The sequence below is a fragment of the Providencia sp. PROV182 genome (assembly GCF_028480325.1).
Classification (GTDB): domain Bacteria; phylum Pseudomonadota; class Gammaproteobacteria; order Enterobacterales; family Enterobacteriaceae; genus Providencia; species Providencia hangzhouensis.
The window spans coordinates 22,791-42,303 of the sequence record NZ_JAMPOL010000012.1; the positions used below are offsets into that span (position 1 = coordinate 22,791).

Here is a 19,513-nt window from a genome sequence, read left to right on the forward strand (position 1 = left end):
TGTGGTGAATGTTAATATTTCACGAGTTCATTTTCCCATTACGGCCCTAGGCCCCGGAAAGCGTATTGGTATCTGGTTTCAGGGATGCTCATTACGTTGTAAAGGCTGTCTTTCTCCTGATACATGGCAAGTGAAAGACAATAGCATCACGGTGAAACAATTACTGGACCAGATAACGGAGTGGTTACCATTCGCAGATGGCATCACGATTTCAGGGGGAGAACCGTTTGAACAGCCTGAAGCCTTATCCGCATTAGTGAAAGGGATTAAACAGCTAACCGATGCGGATATTTTAGTCTATAGCGGTTATCAATGGGAACACATTGAAGAGCGTGTTTTACAAATGGCTCCCAATATTGATGCCTTAATTAGTGAGCCATTTATTGTGGATCTTCCGCAAACCCAGATGCTCAAAGGCAGTGATAATCAGCAATTGCATATGTTAACGCCATTAGGAAAAGCGCGATTTATGGCATATCAGCGCTCGATAACACCAGAAGATAAAGTACTGGATTTAGCGTTTGATGAAACAGGGCGGCTATTTTTGGCGGGGGTTCCTGAACGTAACGATATGTTGCGTTTGCGGACCTTGATTGAACAGCAAGATCAATCCTTGCGACAACTAAAAAAATAATTAATTGGATGAATGGATGACCATGATACGTTTTTGCCCACATTGCCAAACAGAGCGACCGTTAACTGAAATTTTTTGTGCTGGGCAAATTAAAACACCACAAGGAGATAATCAGTTTTGTGGCTGGGATTTAACCCCTGAAGCTATTCATGAAACGGGTTGGCGCCCCATTGATGAGCACAATACCTCGATGGAGAGCCCAAAACTCAGTATTGATGAGAATAATCAAAATAACCAAATTATTGAACAAAGAGTTTGTGTGAATGGGCATTCCATGGATGAGGGGGATTTTATCTGCCTTGAGTGTGGGGCGGATGCAGCTCTTGAACTAAGCAATATTGAGGAGCAATCTCAACGACTGATTGGCAATTGGCGGCTTGAACGACGTATTAACCAAAACGATAGCCCACGTGAACGTTATTTAGTCACACATATTGAAAACGACAAAAATGGTGTGCTTACCTTATATCAAAAAGGTGAAGAACCTGACCCTACGATTTATCAAGTACTTCAATTGATCCCAACAGACCATGTGCCTGAGTTTTATGAAACGGGACGCTGGGAAAACCGCGCTTGGCATGTGACTGAATTATTGGAAGGTGGCTCACTGAGCCAATTTGTTCAGCAAGGGGAATTTTGGCAGTTACATGAAATTCCCAAATTGGTTGAAGAAATGGGGCAAGCGATAGCGGCATTTACTGAGCATGGCTTACGTCATCGCAATCTATGTCCCGCTAATTTATTGATCCGCAGCTGCGAGCCTTTAGATATTGTGGTAATTGAATATGGCTCTGCGAGTTTGTCTGAATTTGACCTTGATATCGTAACACCCTTAGATATTTCCCGTTATAGCGCACCAGAAACCTTAGCAGGCGGTGTGAGCGCCGCATCAGACTGGTGGAGTCTTGGGGTTATTTTATTAGAACAACTGACCCAAGGGCAGTGTTTTGCTCAAGTTCATGATAATGCGTTCTTAATCCAAGTCATGACTAATGGCGTTGATTTTCCTGATGATTTAGACCCCAACTTACAACTATTATTGCGCGGGTTATTGTGCCGGGATCGTTTTTTACGTTGGCAATGGCCGCAGGTGTCAGCATGGCTAGAGGGGAAAGCGGTCCAAGCACCGAAAAGTGCGATAGCAGGCTCGCCAACTCAATACCATCAAGTCCAGTTTGCCGGTCAGCAATTTTCTCAGCCAGATACTTTTGCCATGGTTGCTGGTGAACAAGCTCATTGGGATGGTGCAGTCCAATTTTTGCTACGCGGGGAATTAACGTCGTGGTTAGCAAAGTTTGATAATAGTCAGGAACAACTCAAACAACTTCGGGCTTTTTTAGATAGCCCCAAAACGCTAGATGGAGCCTTACAAAGTGAAATTAATCAAGATATTAAACTCACTTTAGCTTTAAAAATCCTAAACCCGAATATGCCATTTATTTACCGTGGTGAAATCATCACACCAGCTTGGTTATTAGAACAGCCTATTCTTGCTTACGCACTAATTAGTGAGCCATTAACTCAACATATTCAGAATATCGACCCACAACATTGGTTAGTGCAGCTCTACCACCGCCAATGTTTAGTACGCCAACGTGCTGAACAGTTGAATATATTACTCAATGAAGAAAGCTTGAAACTGTATTTGTTAATCACGTCAATAAGCCAGCTCGCTGCGCGTTGGGAATTACTGCATAGCCAATTTCCTGACTCACATAATGAAAGCCTACAAGCCTTATTAGATAGACAAAATCTGCAAGAAATTGATTATATTTTATTGCTAAGTGCCGATATTGGGCAATTTGTTTCACTGACTGCATTAGTCGAGCAATCTTTTGAATTAGCAAAACACAATGATATCCACAATTTTGATAGCGAAATAGCCAAAAACCAACTTTTGTTACCAAGAGGGGAACTATACCAGCTCATTAACCACCGAGTCAGTGATTTCAAACGTATAGGGATCCCTGAATTAGATGGTTGGGTTGATGACTTTTTATTAATGCGTCGCTTGCCGTTAGTCAAAATTCTCGTATTGCTGGCTATTCCATTCGAACACTGGCAAGTACCCGAATCACAAAAATATGTTCTTGAAGTTCTAAGGTTTTTTACACAAAAGCTCACGTCAGTAACACAGCGTGGAAACTTAGTGCGTATGCGTTTAACGCAAAATACTGGGCGAATCGATTTAATGGAATGCGATAGCCCCGTTCGCCCTGCAAGTGCATTACTTGAACATTTATTGAACCGCAAAAAAAGCACGGTTACCATTGATAGTGATTTGCTATTACAGCATAAAGGCGTCAATGGCCGATTACGGATCCTACAATCAGATACGCAGTTATATCAACGGGATACAGGTATTGATGGCATGTACCTTGGTTTCCCATTCTTATTATTGCACACACAGCCGAATCAAATTAAACCGCGAATAGCACCTTTATTTTTATGGCCCGTTTCATTACGGACTTCTTTAGCTCAAAACAGCCCTATACAGCTTAGTTTTGATCATGAGAGGGCGGCAATACGCTTAAATCCAGCACTGGCAAGCTTTGCGGGTATACCTCCGGTGAGTGAGTGGCAAACAATATTAGATAATTTATTATCTAAAGCAGGTTTAACCATTGAAGATATGATGGAGACACTTACGTCTTTATTACCGATACAAGGTACAGAACTCGCGCCACTTCCGTCGATCACTACTCCAATTGCAGAGAATAGTGCACAAATCTGTTGTTCAGCGGTACTCTTCCATACCTCGTTTATTGGACAGGCGATGAGTAGCGATTTACAGCAAATTGCTGGGCTACCTATTTCCCAAACAGCCTTAGCGACAATGCTAAAAGTCTCACCGCTCAATAGCACGAGTGAAACACAGCCAGATAATTTACTTAATCAGTATGCATTGTCATTGGCAGACCCATCACAAGAACAAGTTGTTCAAGTTGCACAAGCTAACACGGGGCTGCTGATTGAGGGGCCGCCAGGAACAGGGAAAAGCCAAACCATCGTGAGTTTGATTGCAGATGCGATAGGGCGTCAGCAAACCGTTTTAGTGGTGTGTCAAAAACCTGCTGCACTAGAAGTAGTCTATAAGCGTTTGATTGCTAATGGATTAGGGGATAGAGCACTATATATCAGCCAAAGCCAAAAAGGCCGTGAGATTATTTTGGCGGTGAGAGAACAAATTGAGCAACTTTGGGGACAAGAAAAAAGCCAGCTCGTTGAGCTTGATTGGCAGGGAGAGAGAATTCATCTTGTAAATCGCGTTCAGCTATTTGAACAAAAAATAGATAGGTATTTTCACTCACTCAATAATATCGACGAAAAGTTTCAAGTTTCTTATAAACAAGTATTAAGCCAATTGATTGAACTTGAAAAGCTTCCTCATTTTGATATTGATGAACAGCACATTAAGCCTTTATTAGCACAATTTGATAGCCATACGATTGAGCAACTAACGGATGATTTGAAGTCACATGCGTATACTTGGTGGCAATTGGATTATGAAAATAATGCACTAAAAGCCTTATCGCAGTTTACGGTGAATGACCCTCAATACTTATTGTTTAATCAATCTATTATGGGATTGATCGATACTGAAAAGCAACGTGATGAAGCTTATAAAACGCCATATCAGCAAATTACGTTGACTCAATTATCGACTCATGAGCAATGGTTATCACAGCATGAAGCACAATTTAACCAATTAACGGCTGAACAATGGCAGGATTTCTCCCGTTGGTTAACGCTATTTAGCAGTGAAACGGGAAATTTAGTTATTAACCAACTTGAGCTGTTGTATCAGCGTTTATTATCGATTAATGAAGAAAATATCGACCCGTTATTATTCCCTGTGTTTAGGGGGATTGATAATGACCATCTTGCCCAATTATCGCGAGCATTGATGGAAACAATGCAAAGGTCATGGTTACGTTTCTTGAACCCGTATTACTACCGTCGGCAAAACCAATTGCAGTCATTTATGGCGGCTAGTGGCTTAGCGCCTACGACTGAAAAACAGACGTCAGTGCTTAATACCATTGCCGTTGAACAACAATGGCGTTTACTTGAAAGGGAATTACAACCATTATATCAACAGCTTGGTCTTGAGCTTCAGCCAAACCACCTGTGGCGTAGCACATTGCAACCGTTGGTCATGCAATTAAAACGAGTGGCAGATATGGCTGAGCTTCTCGCTCAGTACCCTGAGCCTTTGCATTTTATAGACGCGATTACTCAGCAACAAAAAGCCGGGTTTATCCATCAATGTCATGAAGTCAGGGCGGCAATAGCTAAGTTACGCGCAAAAACGGAAAGCTTAAACCAAATAAGTCGGCTAGATAGCGTATTTTCATCAGAAACCGTTGAACGGTTTCTGATGGCCATCGTAAACGGTGAGTCATATACGACTGAACTGGTGCTGATAGCGCAACAGAAAGAAAATTTACAGCGTTACCAATCGTTTCGGGAAGAAACACAACATTTTACCGAGCAGCATTGGGGGATCTTAACGCTATTAAAACCGGCTATTGGACAACTTATCGCAACTGAAGGGGGCACAACGCAATGGAGAGATCAATTAATTCAAACAATTAACTATTATTTCTGTCTGTTTACTAAAGCTCAATTGCTGGCAACATTGCCTGCATTAAGTACTAATCACGGCCAGCTGATGTCAGACCTAGCTGAACTAGAAAATGCTCAAAAACAATTACAACAATTCAATAAATTGGCATTGACGGCCAATATAGATATCAAAACGTTAGGGAACCGCCGAGAATGGGAAGAAATTACTCGTTTAGCAGGACCAAGAGCGCGACGTTTAAGGGAATTTATACAAGAAGGTCGAGATATTGGGTTAATGCAATTACGACCGGTTTGGTTGATGACACCCGATGTAGCGAGCCAGGTACTTCCACTTGAAGGTGCCATGTTTGACAGTGTGATTTATGATGAAGCTTCACAGATGCCGATTGAATTTGCCTTATCGACTTTATTTAGAGCCAAACAGGCTATTGTTAGTGGCGATGAAAAGCAAATGCCACCTTCAAAATTTTTCACAGGCAAGCAAATTGAAGACGATATTGATGAAGAAGACGATGACCAACAAGAATTGGCAGGAGATCAATGGGATTACCGGCAAATTAGTGATTGCCCTGATTTATTACATTTAGCACGTACAGTATTGCCTATTCATACATTGGATATTCATTATCGTTCTGCTTATCGAGAGCTGATTAATTTCTCCAATTTTGCTTTCTATGAAAATAGGCTTAATATTCCAGCGCAGTTTTCTTCTAAAATGGTCAGTAAAATTAAGCCATTACAGCTTATTCAAGTCAATGGTACATATGTTAACCAAAGCAATGAAGCTGAAGCAGTCGCTATCGTGGATCATTTAGCTTCACTGTGGCAACGGCCTTTCGAACAACGACCCTCTGTGGGGGTAGTCACGTTTAACCAAAAACAAGCAACATTAATTAATCAAATAATTCAATTACGTGCAGCACAGGATGAAGATTTTCTTCAGGCGTATACGCAGGAAAACCAACGCACTCACGATGACGAAGATATGTCATTTTTTGTGAAAAATGTGGAAAATGTGCAAGGTGATGAACGCGATGTGATTTTATTTTCTACCACATTTGGTCGCAATGCGCAGGGGACATTCAGGCGTAACTTCGGGGTATTAGGGCAAACTGGTGGTGAACGGCGTTTAAATGTCGCCATCACTCGTGCTCGTCAGCAAGTCGTAATAATGTCATCAATGCCAATAGATGAAATTTCTGATTTACTAACCACTTACCGCAAACCGGAAATTCCAAGAGATTATTTACAAGGTTATCTGGCTTATGCGTTAAATGCGTGTAACCCATTAATGCAAAAAGAAAATAAAAAATTACTTAGTCGCATGTGTCATACACAGTCAGCGGTTGATAACGAAACGCTCCCGCAAAATGCGTTTGTCGATTCGGTAATGAGTTTTATTCGACAAAGTGGCTGGCAGGTGACCACCGCAAGCCAAAATGGGGTATTCCATTTTGATGGCATTGTTGAGGACCGAACCAGTGGCCGTTTGCTCATCGGTATTGAATGCGACATACCATCACACCCACTATTAAAAACAGCGCGTTCTAGGGAGCTATGGCGCAGTGCTGTTCTGGCACGAGTGATACCAGCACGCTACCGGGTTTCTATTATCGAATGGTATCAAAATCGTGATTTGGCGCAGCAACAACTGCATGATGCCATTTCTCAGGCTTTATTAACCTCATCCCTCTCTCAAATAGAGAGTCATAATCCGCAAGAAGGTGCGTTATGAGTTCATCGGTTCATCGTATAACTGTTAGGGAAATGAATGAAATTCAGTGTCGGCGTCAGCTTGCGGTAGTTAAACGTCGATTTAAACAGTGGAATGAATTGGCAAACCGCAGCCAATATCATCAGCCGCGTATTGCACAAATCAAACAAGCATACCAGCAGTTAATGGAAAATGAGGCACTGGTTGCCACATTGTCAGCACGCAATTTAAGTTTATTAAATAACCAATTGGTTGAGTTTACTGGGACACTGAATAACGAAGTACAGGAAGTTCGTGAGCAACAACTTGAAAAACAAGCGTTATTAGCCCGAACAAAAAAGTACAGAGAACATAATTTGGCTGAATTAATCGCACTGGTACATGAAAAACTGCCAAATGAGACCGAACTTCTTACGCAATTAATTTCGGCTAGTGAACTGGATGAAAACCAATCTAATAAATTAATTTTTAAAGTATTAGCTTTATTGAGTTCACAATCAACTTCACTAACACCATCGGCAGCGGCATTATTGAGCCAGCTAAAAGCACAATCTGAAGGCGTGAAGCAATTTTGGCAATCAGGCTTACCTCAAACGCCGTTTGCCAAGCAATGTGAGCAGATTCTATTGATGATTGAAAAGCTAAAACTGATGACTTCGCTTGATGAAGCTCAGCGTGCGGAACAACAACTGCTTGAGCTTGAAGAGTTTAAAGAAGGCACACAGCGCCATTTACGTGCCGATTCATTGATCATGACATTAGCTGGGCAATTGAAGTTAAGTCAGCAACGAATTGAACTTATCGATAAAATTGAACAACTTTGTGATGAATTGGCTATTTTTGCGAGTAATGAAAATGAAGCCATGATTTCGAATGCGCTAGCGAGTATACAATCAAGCTCGATAGAAGTGTTAACTGCATGGATAGATAAGCTGAATAATGCCGTAAGTACTGCAGAACAACAGGTTGTTGCCACTGCACAAAGGAAAACGGTATTAGAAGGGTTAGGAAAACTCGGTTATCAAGTTCAAGATACTGATGTTAAAGCATGGCTGGATGATGGCAAAGTGGTTGTCACACACCCTGCAACGCCGGGGTATGGACTAGAATTAGGTGGAAAACAAGCTCGTTTTCAAGCGCGTACAGTGGCTTTTTCTGCAGAGCGGGATAATTATCGAGACCAGGATGTTGATGCAATTTGGTGTAATCAGCACCAACAATTACAAGATATTATTGCTCAGACGGATGCGGAACTTGTTGTTGAGCAGGCGTTACCAGCGGGAAGTGGGGAAATGAAAGTGCATGAAACCCAATCTGAAGAGCAACGTCGTAATATTGCGGTGAACCAGTTAAAAACACGCAGTAAATAGGTATCACTAAAGAAGATTTAGTCACATATTAGGGCATTATTTAAAATAAAAAAGCTGAATTCATTATGCGTGAATTCAGCTTTTTTGTTATATCTGCCATTTATTATGCGGTATGCATACTTTGTGGGTTGGTCTGACTTCTTTTGCGTGCCAGTACTAGCTTGCTATAGAGCAGGGCTATTACAAAATAAACCGCCTGCGTAACAACAATGGTTGGCCCAGTCGTCGCATTAATGTGAAAACTCAAGATGGTTCCAATAACACTTGATGTTACAGAAGCGATGATAGCGACGACGAGCATTTTGCCGAAGCTCCGACATAGGACAAATGCAATAATTCCTGGTGAGATCAGCATGGCAATAACTAAAATGATCCCAACCGCTTGCAGTGAAGCGACAATGGTTAATGCAAGTAAAGACAGTAAACCATAATGTATCAGCTTGACGGGGAGGCCAATCACACGGGCTTGGTTTGGGTCAAAACAATAGAGCATAAAATCTTTACGTTTCAGTAAGATAATTGCAATAGTGACCCCTGCAAATAGCAATATTTGCTTAAACTCGCTATCCGTGATCCCTAAAATATCACCAAATAAAATATGTGTAAGGTGTTGTTCGGTATCTATTTTAGCAAACATAACCAAGCCGATAGCAAACATCCCAGAAAACACAATCCCCATGACGGTGTCTTCTTTTATCCGACTATTTTCTTTTAAATACCCTGTCGCGACAGCGCAGAATAAGCCAGATGCGAAGGCCCCTATCGCCAATGGGATACCGAGTAAAGAAGCAATAATGATCCCCGGCAGAACGGCATGGGAAATTGCATCACCCATCAATGACCAACCTTTCAATACTAAAAAGCAAGAAAGGATAGCGCATACGGTCCCACTAACAATGGCGGTAATCAATGCTTTTTGCATAAAAGGAAAAGCAAACGGAGCCATCAGTAAGTCAATGAAATCACTCATGAGATGCTCCTTGTCGGTGTGACTGATGCAGCCGAGCTACTTCCTTTTTTGCATTACGTTTTGAGGCAAAAATACCGTGCTTAGGTGCAAAGAAAAATGCCAACAGGAAAATAATAGTTTGTAGTGTAACAATTAACCCACCTGTAGCACCGTTGAGGAAATAACTGATATAAGCACCAACAGCACTGGTTACGGTACCAATTGTGACTGAAATAATGAGTAAACGTTTAAACTGGTCGGTCAATAAATAGGCGGTTGCCCCCGGAGTGACGACCATTGCGATAACAAGGATTGCACCAACTGTTTGTAGGGCTGCAACAGTACAAGCACTTAATAATGTAAAGAAAATAATTTTTAGGCGTAATGGGTTCAAGCCAATTGAACGAGCGTGGCTTTCATCGAAAAAAACGGCTAATAAATCTTTCCATAAGCACAGCAGTACAATGAATGAAATGCCAATAATAATTTCTACTTGTAATACGTCAGAATCCGCAATACCTAAAATATTACCAAAAATAATACTTTGTACATTCACAGATGTTGGGTTCAATGAAACAATCAACAAACCTGCTGCGAAAAAAGTAGAGAAAATAAAGCCAATGACAGCATCTTCACGTAAACGAGTTAGATGCTTTATTAATGTCATGGCCAGTGCCGCGAGGATCCCAGTAAAAAAGGCTCCAGCCGCATAGGGCAAACCTAAAGCATAAGCACCAGCTACCCCAGGAACAACAGAGTGGGAGAGCGCATCTCCCATTAATGACCAGCCTTTCAACATCAAATACGCCGATAAAAACGCACAGACAGCACCAACAATGGCGCTGACCCAAATAGCTTTTATCATAAAATCATATTCAAAGGGCTGTAATAACATCTCAATCATTCGGAACCCTTAGCTTGGTTTTTTCGAACGGGCGCATCATGGTCATGACCATAGAATACAGCCGCTCTTTCATCATCGGTAATGACAGTGACAGAGCGAGGGTCATCATCGTCATGAAGCTCTTGACCTGACAGGTTAATATGACGCAATACACCGCCGAAAGCTTGCTGCAGGTTTCGTTGCGTAAATGTTGTTTCTGTAGGTCCACTCGCTAAAACAGTGCGATTGATTAAGATAACGTGGTCGCAAAACTCAGGCACACTACCCAAGTTATGAGTTGAAACGAGGATTAGATGGCCTTCGTCACGCAAACTACGCAGCAGGTCAATAATGGCATTTTCAGTTTTAACATCAACCCCAGTAAAGGGTTCATCAAGGAGTAAAACTTTACCTTCTTGTGCGAGCGCCCGCGCTAAAAAAACTCGTTTTTTCTGACCGCCTGAAAGTTCGCCTATTTGGCGATGTTCAAGGCCTGCAAGGTCAACCCGTTCTAATGCCATTTTGACCGCATCTTTATCGGCTTGTTTAGGGATGCGGAAAAAACCCATTTTGCCGTAACGGCCCATCATCACAACATCAGAAACGAGAACGGGGAAATTCCAGTCAACTTCCTCTGTTTGTGGGACGTATGCGATCACATTTTCTTTAAGCGCGGTTTTTATCGGCTGATCATTTAATGTCACACTGCCAGAAGATGGGGTGACAAGCCCCATAATGGTTTTAAATAACGTTGACTTGCCACTACCATTTACGCCAACTAAGGCACAAATAGAGCCACCAGAGATAGTAAAGCTTGCGTCATAGATAGCGGTGTGACCATTATTATATGTCACAGTCGCATCATCGACGATAAGATTCGGGTGTTCGAATTGACTTGAGTGATTCATATTACTGTGAAAATCCTTTCGCTATCGTGTCTACAGTCGTATTTAAAAGGTCTATATATGTTGGTACTGGGCCATCGGCAGTTGATAATGAATCAACATATAACACGCCACCGTATTTTGCCCCGGTTTCTTTACTGACTTGGCGAGCAGGTTTATCAGAAATGGTACTTTCACTGAATACCACAGGGATGTTGTATTTACGGACAGTATCAATCACTTTTTTCACTTGCTGAGGAGAGCCTTGCTCTTCTGCATTGATTGGCCACAAATACACCTCTTTAAAGCCGTAATCTTTCGTTAAATAGCTAAATGCGCCTTCACTTGAGACTAACCAACGTTCATTTTCTGGAATGCGATTTAAACGTTCACGTAAAGGGGCATCAAGTTCAGCAATTTGTTGCGCATATTTTTTAGCATTGGCATTATATGTTTCTGCATTTTCAGGATCATATTTGACCAGAGCTTGACGAATATTTTCAATATAAATTTTAGCATTGGCAGGAGACATCCATGCATGTGGGTTTGGATTGTCTTTATATTCACCTTCACGGATTGGCATTGGCTCAATACCCTCAGTGACTACGACTGCAGGAACATTTTTGAAATTTTCAAAGAAACGTTGGAACCAAACTTCCAAATTCATCCCATTCCATAAGATTAAATCTGCATCATAGGCTTTCATAATATCTTTAGGAGTCGGTTGATAACCGTGAATTTCCGCACCAGGCTTCGTTATAGACTCGACAATTGCTGCATCTCCAGCTACATTTTGAGCGATATCTTGAATAATGGTAAAAGTGGTTACGACTTTAAACTTTTTAGCAAAAGCAGGTTGGCTAAAAAAGATGACTGCTACCAAAGCAAACATACTGGTTAGTAAAGGTGCAGATAATCGAGATACGTTCTTCTTCATAAAAGTTGACCCTGACATTATTGGTTTAGCGTTTTTTAACATACAGTTGTTAAGGTTTATAACAATTATATTTTATATCCTAATTGATAATGATTATCAATATCAATTGTGAAAAATAAATACAAACAGTGTGGAATAGCATTATTCGTCATTATAGGCTTCTAAGTCCCATGGCTATTTGTATGACTAAAACACGTCCTGAAGTAAAAGTTAAGTAAAAATTATTTTATTTTTCTTAGGATTAGTTATTCTGCCATCGGCTTCCATCGTAGAGGATTCGACAGTGAGAAAAATAATTGGCGGTACTTTTATGCTACTGCTACTAGCAGGTTGTTCAAGCGAGCCAGATAGGCCTGTAACAAAACAGCGAATGTTAGAGCCTACAGGGCCAATAGCCACACAAAATACGACATTTCCAAGAACGCCTTTTGATGAATTTATTCGTGATTCTGCGGTTCGTTATAGTGTTGATGAAGCTTTAATTAGGGCTATTATTGAGGTCGAATCCAATTTTAGGCCTGAAGTTGTCAGTAAATCCAACGCAATAGGTTTGATGCAGATTAAAGCTTCGACAGCGGGGCGTGACGCATACCGTTACCAAGGGAAGTCAGGGGAGCCGAGTACTCGTGACCTAAAAGATCCACAAAAAAATATTGATATTGGCACAGCCTATATTCGTATTTTAAGGGAACAGCACCTTGCTGGAATAAGCCACCCTCAGACGTTATATTATGCAACTGTTGTCGCTTATGTGAACGGGGCTGGAGCGTTATTAAGAACATTTGATAATGATAAGGGTAGGGCGATTGCAATGATTAACAGCTTATCGCCGGAAGAATTTTATCAACATGTACAAACAAAACATCCTGCACCGCAAGCCCCACGCTATTTGTGGAAAGTTAAAAATGCTTACAATGCATTAGCTATGTCTTATTGATATTCACGCATTAAGTGTGGGAGTTGCGCGACAATTTCAACAATTCCGTTGATTACAAATTGCACTCCCATACAGATTAATAAAAATCCCATCACCCGTGCGATTGCATCAATACCGCTATTTCCTAGCCACCTCATAATAGAAGTTGCGCCTCTTAAACCAATCCAAACGATGAGACTTGCAATAAAAAAGGTAATTACGGGGGCGACTTTTAAAACCCATGGGGCAAAACTAACATTACCTTGTAATGATGCAGTGGAGCTGATGATCATAGCAATAGTACCAGGGCCTGCGGTACTTGGCATAGCAAGAGGAACAAAGGCAATGCTAGGTGATTCTTGGCGTTTTTTAGGGACATTTGGATCATCAAGGGCATTGGCGGTTGGGTCTTCCCCAACATCACTGCTAGGAAACAGCATGCCAAATCCAATAAATGCCACAATTAGCCCGCCTGCAATTCGCAGTCCTGGTATTGATATTCCAAATGTGTTCATGACTAATTGGCCTGCATAAAAAGCGATTGTCATGATTGCGAATACATAAATAGAAGCCAATAACGATTGATGGTCACGCTGCTCTTTTGTCATATTAGCAGAGATGCTTAACATGACTGCAATTGCAGTTAAAGGGTTGGCGAGAGGAAGTAACAGTACCAGACCAATACCAACGGCTTGAAATAGCTCAAGAAAATTTGTCATGGAAGTTAGATTCAAGCTCCTGATTAATGTGAATAAAATACCTTATCTCAAATGATAGCAAAATTTCTTATAGATCTGTAGGTTAGCATTTATATCTAGTGAGATATTTTATGGTAGGAGGTGGTTAGCATACTGATGAGTAAGAGTTAATATTAACTATCATTTATTAGTTTGTAGATAATAAGAGTTGTTCACATTAATTGTGGATAACAATGGCTTTCATCTGTGAATAACTTATTTTATTTGTTAAATAACAGCAAGATGAGTGATTGTGGTAAAAGTATTCAATTTTTAAAGGCAAAAAAAAACCTTTTTATGGGGGATAAAAAGGTTAAGGGCATTTCGTAACAGGTTGTCTTTAAGTTGATATGGGATACAGTATATCTGCTGCAATGTTATTTACTGATAATTTATGTAAATTCATTAAAAGAATTCACGATGACATGCAAATAAGGAGGAAAAGAATATGTTAAACGGAATCAACCATTTAACTTTAGCTGTAACTAATAAAATGCCGCCAAGAAAAACCGTATGAAGAAATGAAATTTTATTAAAAAGAGTTATGGATTTCTTTACAAAGGATTTTTAGTTTTAAAAATAGCTTTACGCAGAGTTGGTTATCCTATTTTCAGTTAATTTTGAGTAATAGGAAAAAGAATGAAAAAACTTATAGCGACATTAGCCGGGGCGTCGATGCTATTAGTTTTGGCTGCCGCCATGTTACTAATCGTTTTTCCTCAGCAGTGGAAGCAAAGCATTTATCCGAATATATCCCAAGTCTTACCAACATCGCTCAGTGCTATTTTACCGCAGAGTTTAGCCAGTAATGATATTTGTAATAGTCTAGAGGATAACCTGCAAAGTTTTACTGATTATCTTAAAGTGAATCAGGACATTGTTGATGTAAAGGGAATGAATAGTTTAGATGAACAACTTGCCAATATTCAAACCAGAATTGATTCCATGCCCAGTGATGTACGAAATTTAGTTTGCCAGCAAGAATATAGTAAATTAGAAGGTTTAAAGAGTGTGTTTTCCTTAACTCCCAATAACTAATTATTTTTGTAGTTAATATCACTCCTCTATATGTTCCTCCACTCAAATTTATATATTCATTTATGCTATGCTAATAGCATCATTTTGGCTTACAGGTAACGCAATGAATATATTTAAATTGCCATTATTGAATTGGTTAGTCGCTAATGGGGTCGCTGTATATTTTCTTTCCAAGCAAGGTCTTTTAGACTGGACGTTTTCTGGTTGGATGGGAATTTTAGGTATATTAATTGCACTGGAGAGTGTGAGTTGGGTCGCGACGAGTCTTTACTACTTTTATAAACATAAAACATCACCAAATCCTACGGTTAAGGCAACGCATTTAGTGACTAACGGGCCTTACCGATTTTCACGTAATCCAATGTATTTAGCTTTTACATCAATGAGCTTGGCTTTAGCTTTCTTTTCACATTCTCCTTATTTTTTGGTCGCAGGGTTAGTATTTTGGCTGATTACTGATTTATACACGATCCCACAGGAAGAACGTTTTTTATCTGCATCATTTAAGAAGGAGTGGGAAAAATATAGCAAGCAAACGAGACGTTGGTTATAGATTGGTGGAAATGAGACGCTTTATCATTTAATCTGTTTTGTATACTTCAAATTTAGAATTTACGCAAAACATATTAAGGATAATCATGAACTATCAGGTGGTGCCATTTTGGATATACTCCAGTAAACTCGCATGTTTTATAATGTTCAGCGTATTTTTTGCTTTTTTTTCGGTAAGTGGTTTTATACTTTATTTATTTACCATCGGGGTTGTTTGGGCTGTCGTAGTCTCATTTAAAATTCATGGAATGAAGGAAAAAGGAATAGTCTTAAAAAATAGCGATACATCTGATTGGATGGTATATGTGAATGGTATTCCAGTCCAAGAAAGAAGACAAACTCTCTCCAATCCCTGTTTTGCAACGATACAGCATGCGAAGTCATTCTTTAGTATTGCCTTTATTATTCGGGCGTTAATTCAAATTATCTTTTGTATTTATTTATTTTGGCAAATAGAGAAATTAGATAATATTTATGTACTATTACTCTCGTTAATAGCCACTTTCTATATCATTTACTCTTTATGGAAATCAATTCAATCGGTTATTACTCTTCAACAAAATAAGATAATCAGCGAAGAGATAATTGCACCTAGTGGATCCCATTGGTATCGCGTGTTTTTTGAGCAAAAAGAGAAACTATTTCCTGCATTAGATAACTTATTTGCCATTTAATCGGGAAGGTATTGATTTTTCATATGAAGAAGAACAATTAGCGGCATTACGCTATCACCATAAAATAGGTCTGTGTTATCATTAGTAGTTGAGTTACTCACGATGTAACGAAATAGGGTACTTAAATTGCCCATATTTGTGTACATGTCTTGCATTGTGAAGTGAGAAATCGTTAGTAACGTATTGATTTATAACTTTGGAATAATCAAGCAAGTGATCTTTCGTGTGGGTCACCACTGCTGATAAGGATTTTTTAATGCCTGTTATTACTCTTCCTGATGGAAGTCAGCGTCAGTTTGACCACCCCGTTTCTGTGATGGATGTTGCTCGTGACATCGGCGCAGGTTTAGCTAAAGCCTGTATTGCAGGACGAATTAATGGCGAACGTGTCGATGCATGTGAAATAATTGAACATGATGCAAACGTATCCATTATTACGAGTAAAGATGAAGACGGACTCGAAATTATTCGTCACTCTTGTGCTCACCTGTTAGGTCATGCAATTAAACAACTATGGCCAAACACGAAAATGGCGATTGGCCCTACTATCGATAATGGTTTTTACTATGATGTCGATTTAGACCATATGCTGACGCAGGAAGACTTGGAAAAGCTTGAAAAGCGTATGCTTGAGCTTGCCAAAACAGATTATGATGTGGTGAAAAAACGCGTTTCTTGGAGCGAAGCTCGTGAAACTTTCGTTGCCCGTGGCGAAGACTATAAAGTTGAAATTTTAGATCAAAATATTAGCCAAGATGACCGCCCTGGTTTATATCATCACGAAGAATATGTTGATATGTGTCGTGGTCCACACGTACCGAATATGCGTTTTTGCCACCATTTTAAATTACAGAAAGTGGCTGGCGCATACTGGCGTGGTAACAGCGATAACAAAATGCTGCAACGTATTTACGGCACCGCATGGGCCGATAAAAAACAATTAGCGGCCTATTTATTACGTTTAGAAGAAGCAGCTAAGCGCGACCACCGTAAAATTGGTAAACAATTAGATTTATACCATATGCAAGAAGAAGCGCCAGGTATGGCATTCTGGCATAATGACGGTTGGACAATTTTCCGTGAGCTGGAAACCTTTGTACGCACTAAACTGAAAGCTTATAACTATCAAGAAGTTAAAGGTCCATTCATGATGGACCGCGTGCTGTGGGAAAAAACAGGTCACTGGGATAACTATAAAGACGCGATGTTTACGACTTCTTCTGAAAACCGTGAATATTGTGTGAAACCAATGAACTGCCCAGGTCACGTACAGATTTTCAACCAAGGTTTGAAATCATACCGTGACTTACCATTGCGTATGGCAGAGTTTGGTAGCTGTCACCGTAATGAGCCATCAGGTGCACTGCACGGCTTAATGCGTGTGCGTGGCTTTACTCAAGATGATGCACATATCTTCTGTACTGAAGAGCAAATCTTAAGCGAAGTAACTAGCTGTATTGAAATGATTTATGATGTTTACGCAACTTTCGGTTTCGAAAAAATTGTCGTAAAACTATCAACCCGTCCTGAAAAACGTATCGGTACTGACGAGATGTGGGATAGGGCGGAAGAAGACTTAGCGAATGCACTGAAATCAAAAGGTATTGAGTTTGAATACCAACCAGGTGAAGGCGCATTTTATGGTCCGAAAATCGAGTTTACACTGTACGACTGCCTTGACCGTGCATGGCAATGTGGTACTGTCCAGTTAGACTTCTTCTTACCGGGCCGTTTAACAGCTTCCTATGTAGGTGAAAATAACGAACGTATCGTTCCTGTTATGATCCACCGTGCAGTGTTAGGTTCACTAGAACGCTTCATTGGTATCTTAACAGAAGAGTATGCAGGCTTTTTCCCAACATGGTTAGCACCACAGCAAGTGGTTGTAATGAACATTACTGATAGCCAAGCAGATTATGTTCAAGAATTAGTAAGCAAGCTGCAAAGTGTTGGCATTCGTGCGAAAGCGGACTTACGTAACGAGAAAATCGGCTTTAAGATCCGTGAACACACGCTGCGTCGCGTCCCTTACATGTTAGTATGTGGTGATAAAGAAGTTGAATCAGGTAAAGTTGCTGTACGTACCCGTCGTGGTAAAGACTTAGGCAGCCTTGATGTCAACGAATTCATGACAAAACTGCTTGAAGAGATCCGCAGTCGTCAACTCAATCAGATGGAGGAATAAGGTATTAAAGGCGGAAAAAAACTCCCAACGGCGCGCCCAAATCGTATTAACGATGAAATTCGCGCAACAGAAATCCGTGTCACTGGTTTAGACGGTGAGCAACTTGGTGTAATGAGTGTGCGTGAAGCCCTCTTTAAAGCAGAAGAAGCAGGTGTCGACTTAGTCGAAATCAGCCCAAATGCTGAGCCACCAGTTTGTCGTATCATGGACTACGGTAAATATCTTTATGAGAAAAGCAAATCTCAAAAAGAACAAAAGAAAAAACAAAAAGTTGTTCAAGTGAAGGAAATTAAATTCCGTCCGGGAACAGACGAAGGCGACTACCAAGTTAAACTACGTAGTTTAATTCGCTTTTTGGAAGATGGTGACAAAGCTAAAGTGACACTGCGTTTCCGTGGTCGCGAAATGGCTCACCAACAGATTGGCTTAGAAGTGCTTAACCGCATCAAAACCGATCTGGATGAACTGGCATCAGTAGAATCATTCCCATCAAGGATTGAAGGACGCCAGATGATCATGGTATTGGCACCAAAGAAAAAATAATTAAGCCAGTATGGTTATAGCGAAGTAATTGCTAGAGTCGAGCAGCGCTCATTTGGGCGCTGCTTCTCTATTTTATTTGTCTTATCTAATGAATAAAAATAATTGCTTCAATGCTACAAATTTCCCTCAAAATCCAAGTTTTCAAACAGTTCAGTGTGATTTATTGCAAGATTTACTTGAGTAATCCGGCAAGAAGCATTAAAATCCGCGGTCGAATCACTTTGTCAGCGCATAGCGCATAAAGACAAACAAAGAATATCGTACACGCGTCAAGTAGTAACTATTGAGTGACGAGTGTATTTGCTTGAGAGAAGCAAATCTCTTTATCCAATTGGAGGAATGAAGTATTAAAGGCGGAAAAAGAATCCCAACAACACGTCCAAATCGTATCAATGATGAAATTCGTGTTCCAGAGGTCCGTTTAACGGGTTTAGACGGTGAACAGTTAGGCATCATGAGCGCACGCGAAGCGCTTGAAAAAGCTGAAGAAGCAGGTGTAGACCTAGTAGAAATCAGCCCAAATGCTGAACCGCCAGTTTGTCGTATCATGGATTACGGCAAATTCCTTTATGAGAAGAGCAAATCTCAAAAAGAGCAAAAAAAGAAACAAAAAGTTGTTCAGGTGAAGGAAATTAAATTCCGCCCTGGTACAGATGAAGGTGATTATCAGGTCAAACTACGCAACCTGACTCGCTTTCTGGAAGATGGTGATAAAGCTAAAGTTACACTGCGTTTTCGCGGTCGTGAAATGGCTCACCAGCAGATCGGTCTGGAAATGCTTAACCGCATCAAAGCTGATCTGGAAGAACTGGCATCCGTGGAGTCTTTCCCTTCAAGAATTGAAGGGCGTCAGATGATCATGGTGCTGGCACCGAAGAAGAAATAATTAGGCCTGCAAGTAATACTC

General features: G+C 40.5%; 15 protein-coding genes. 10 read left to right on the top strand and 5 right to left on the bottom strand.

Going from position 1 to position 19,513, the window contains the following annotated elements:
- Window position 1 precedes the first annotated feature (1 nt).
- Genes PR834_RS10670 through PR834_RS10680 form a run of 3 tightly spaced genes read left to right on the top strand, consistent with a single transcriptional unit; the run spans window position 2 to window position 8,308 of the window.
- Window positions 2-634 (top strand): 4Fe-4S single cluster domain-containing protein, encoded by a 633-nt coding sequence (locus tag PR834_RS10670; protein ID WP_197701515.1) that lies wholly within the window; start codon window positions 2-4, stop codon window positions 632-634.
- Window positions 635-650: 16 nt separating this feature from the next.
- Window positions 651-6,959: an AAA domain-containing protein gene (locus tag PR834_RS10675; protein WP_272536644.1), complete on the top strand. Its 6,309-nt coding sequence runs from the start codon at window positions 651-653 to the stop codon at window positions 6,957-6,959.
- Window positions 6,956-8,308, top strand: coding sequence for a hypothetical protein (locus PR834_RS10680; RefSeq protein ID WP_272536645.1), 1,353 nt, complete (start codon window positions 6,956-6,958; stop codon window positions 8,306-8,308). Before PR834_RS10675 ends, PR834_RS10680 begins: the two co-directional genes overlap by 4 nt.
- Window positions 8,309-8,411: 103 nt before the next feature.
- On the opposite strand, the gene PR834_RS10685 is transcribed toward PR834_RS10680, so the two are convergent.
- Genes PR834_RS10685 through PR834_RS10700 form a run of 4 tightly spaced genes read right to left on the bottom strand, consistent with a single transcriptional unit; the run spans window position 8,412 to window position 11,961 of the window.
- Window positions 8,412-9,278 carry a metal ABC transporter permease gene (locus PR834_RS10685; protein ID WP_096863947.1) on the bottom strand — a complete coding sequence of 289 codons (867 nt, stop codon included), beginning with the start codon at window positions 9,276-9,278 and terminating at the stop codon, window positions 8,412-8,414.
- Window positions 9,271-10,161, bottom strand: a complete 891-nt coding sequence (locus tag PR834_RS10690) for a metal ABC transporter permease (protein WP_004263652.1) — start codon at window positions 10,159-10,161, stop codon at window positions 9,271-9,273. Before PR834_RS10690 ends, PR834_RS10685 begins: the two co-directional genes overlap by 8 nt.
- Window positions 10,158-11,048 carry a manganese/iron ABC transporter ATP-binding protein gene (locus PR834_RS10695; protein ID WP_109911242.1) on the bottom strand — a complete coding sequence of 297 codons (891 nt, stop codon included), beginning with the start codon at window positions 11,046-11,048 and terminating at the stop codon, window positions 10,158-10,160. Before PR834_RS10695 ends, PR834_RS10690 begins: the two co-directional genes overlap by 4 nt.
- Before the next feature lies 1 nt (window position 11,049).
- Window positions 11,050-11,961: a metal ABC transporter substrate-binding protein gene (locus tag PR834_RS10700; RefSeq protein ID WP_036958656.1), complete on the bottom strand. Its 912-nt coding sequence runs from the start codon at window positions 11,959-11,961 to the stop codon at window positions 11,050-11,052.
- 310 nt (window positions 11,962-12,271) lie between these two features.
- Here PR834_RS10700 and PR834_RS10705 point away from each other — a divergent pair, with 310 nt between their 5' ends.
- On the top strand, window positions 12,272-12,898 hold the full coding sequence (locus PR834_RS10705) for a transglycosylase SLT domain-containing protein (RefSeq protein WP_233618327.1): 627 nt from the start codon (window positions 12,272-12,274) through the stop codon (window positions 12,896-12,898).
- Here the strand turns inward: PR834_RS10705 and PR834_RS10710 are convergent.
- Window positions 12,892-13,596 carry a MarC family NAAT transporter gene (locus PR834_RS10710; RefSeq protein WP_004263665.1) on the bottom strand — a complete coding sequence of 235 codons (705 nt, stop codon included), beginning with the start codon at window positions 13,594-13,596 and terminating at the stop codon, window positions 12,892-12,894. The two genes, PR834_RS10705 and PR834_RS10710, sit on opposite strands and share 7 nt — an antisense overlap.
- 657 nt (window positions 13,597-14,253) lie before the next feature.
- Between PR834_RS10710 and PR834_RS10715 the strand changes: the two genes are divergently transcribed.
- From PR834_RS10715 to infC (PR834_RS10740), 6 genes are all read left to right on the top strand, one after another.
- On the top strand, window positions 14,254-14,652 hold the full coding sequence (locus tag PR834_RS10715) for a hypothetical protein (RefSeq protein WP_094961745.1): 399 nt from the start codon (window positions 14,254-14,256) through the stop codon (window positions 14,650-14,652).
- 103 nt (window positions 14,653-14,755) lie between these two features.
- Window positions 14,756-15,205, top strand: a complete 450-nt coding sequence (locus tag PR834_RS10720; RefSeq protein ID WP_272536646.1) for a methyltransferase family protein — start codon at window positions 14,756-14,758, stop codon at window positions 15,203-15,205.
- An 85-nt stretch (window positions 15,206-15,290) separates the two neighbouring features.
- Entirely contained in the window at window positions 15,291-15,878 is a 588-nt protein-coding gene (locus PR834_RS10725; protein WP_272536647.1) for a hypothetical protein, read from the top strand.
- Window positions 15,879-16,134: 256 nt separating this feature from the next.
- The gene (thrS, locus tag PR834_RS10730) at window positions 16,135-18,063 is read left to right on the top strand and encodes a threonine--tRNA ligase (protein WP_004910357.1); all 1,929 of its coding nucleotides are present in this window, start codon (window positions 16,135-16,137) and stop codon (window positions 18,061-18,063) included.
- Between the two features lie 3 nt (window positions 18,064-18,066).
- On the top strand, window positions 18,067-18,606 hold the full coding sequence (infC, locus tag PR834_RS10735; RefSeq protein WP_071524538.1) for a translation initiation factor IF-3: 540 nt from the start codon (window positions 18,067-18,069) through the stop codon (window positions 18,604-18,606).
- Between the two features lie 346 nt (window positions 18,607-18,952).
- Entirely contained in the window at window positions 18,953-19,492 is a 540-nt protein-coding gene (gene infC / locus PR834_RS10740) for a translation initiation factor IF-3 (protein ID WP_071524539.1), read from the top strand.
- Window positions 19,493-19,513 lie beyond the last annotated feature (21 nt).

Coding starts and splice junctions, on each gene's coding strand:
- PR834_RS10690 (WP_004263652.1), bottom strand. CDS start 10,161: ATGATTGAGATGTTATTACAGCCCTTTGAATATGATTTTATGATAAAA.
- PR834_RS10710 (WP_004263665.1), bottom strand. CDS start 13,596: ATGACAAATTTTCTTGAGCTATTTCAAGCCGTTGGTATTGGTCTGGTA.
- PR834_RS10700 (WP_036958656.1), bottom strand. CDS start 11,961: ATGAAGAAGAACGTATCTCGATTATCTGCACCTTTACTAACCAGTATG.
- PR834_RS10685 (WP_096863947.1), bottom strand. CDS start 9,278: ATGAGTGATTTCATTGACTTACTGATGGCTCCGTTTGCTTTTCCTTTT.
- PR834_RS10695 (WP_109911242.1), bottom strand. CDS start 11,048: ATGAATCACTCAAGTCAATTCGAACACCCGAATCTTATCGTCGATGAT.
- PR834_RS10720 (WP_272536646.1), top strand. CDS start 14,756: ATGAATATATTTAAATTGCCATTATTGAATTGGTTAGTCGCTAATGGG.
- thrS (WP_004910357.1), top strand. CDS start 16,135: ATGCCTGTTATTACTCTTCCTGATGGAAGTCAGCGTCAGTTTGACCAC.
- PR834_RS10725 (WP_272536647.1), top strand. CDS start 15,291: ATGAACTATCAGGTGGTGCCATTTTGGATATACTCCAGTAAACTCGCA.
- PR834_RS10705 (WP_233618327.1), top strand. CDS start 12,272: ATGCTACTGCTACTAGCAGGTTGTTCAAGCGAGCCAGATAGGCCTGTA.
- PR834_RS10675 (WP_272536644.1), top strand. CDS start 651: ATGACCATGATACGTTTTTGCCCACATTGCCAAACAGAGCGACCGTTA.
- PR834_RS10680 (WP_272536645.1), top strand. CDS start 6,956: ATGAGTTCATCGGTTCATCGTATAACTGTTAGGGAAATGAATGAAATT.
- PR834_RS10715 (WP_094961745.1), top strand. CDS start 14,254: ATGAAAAAACTTATAGCGACATTAGCCGGGGCGTCGATGCTATTAGTT.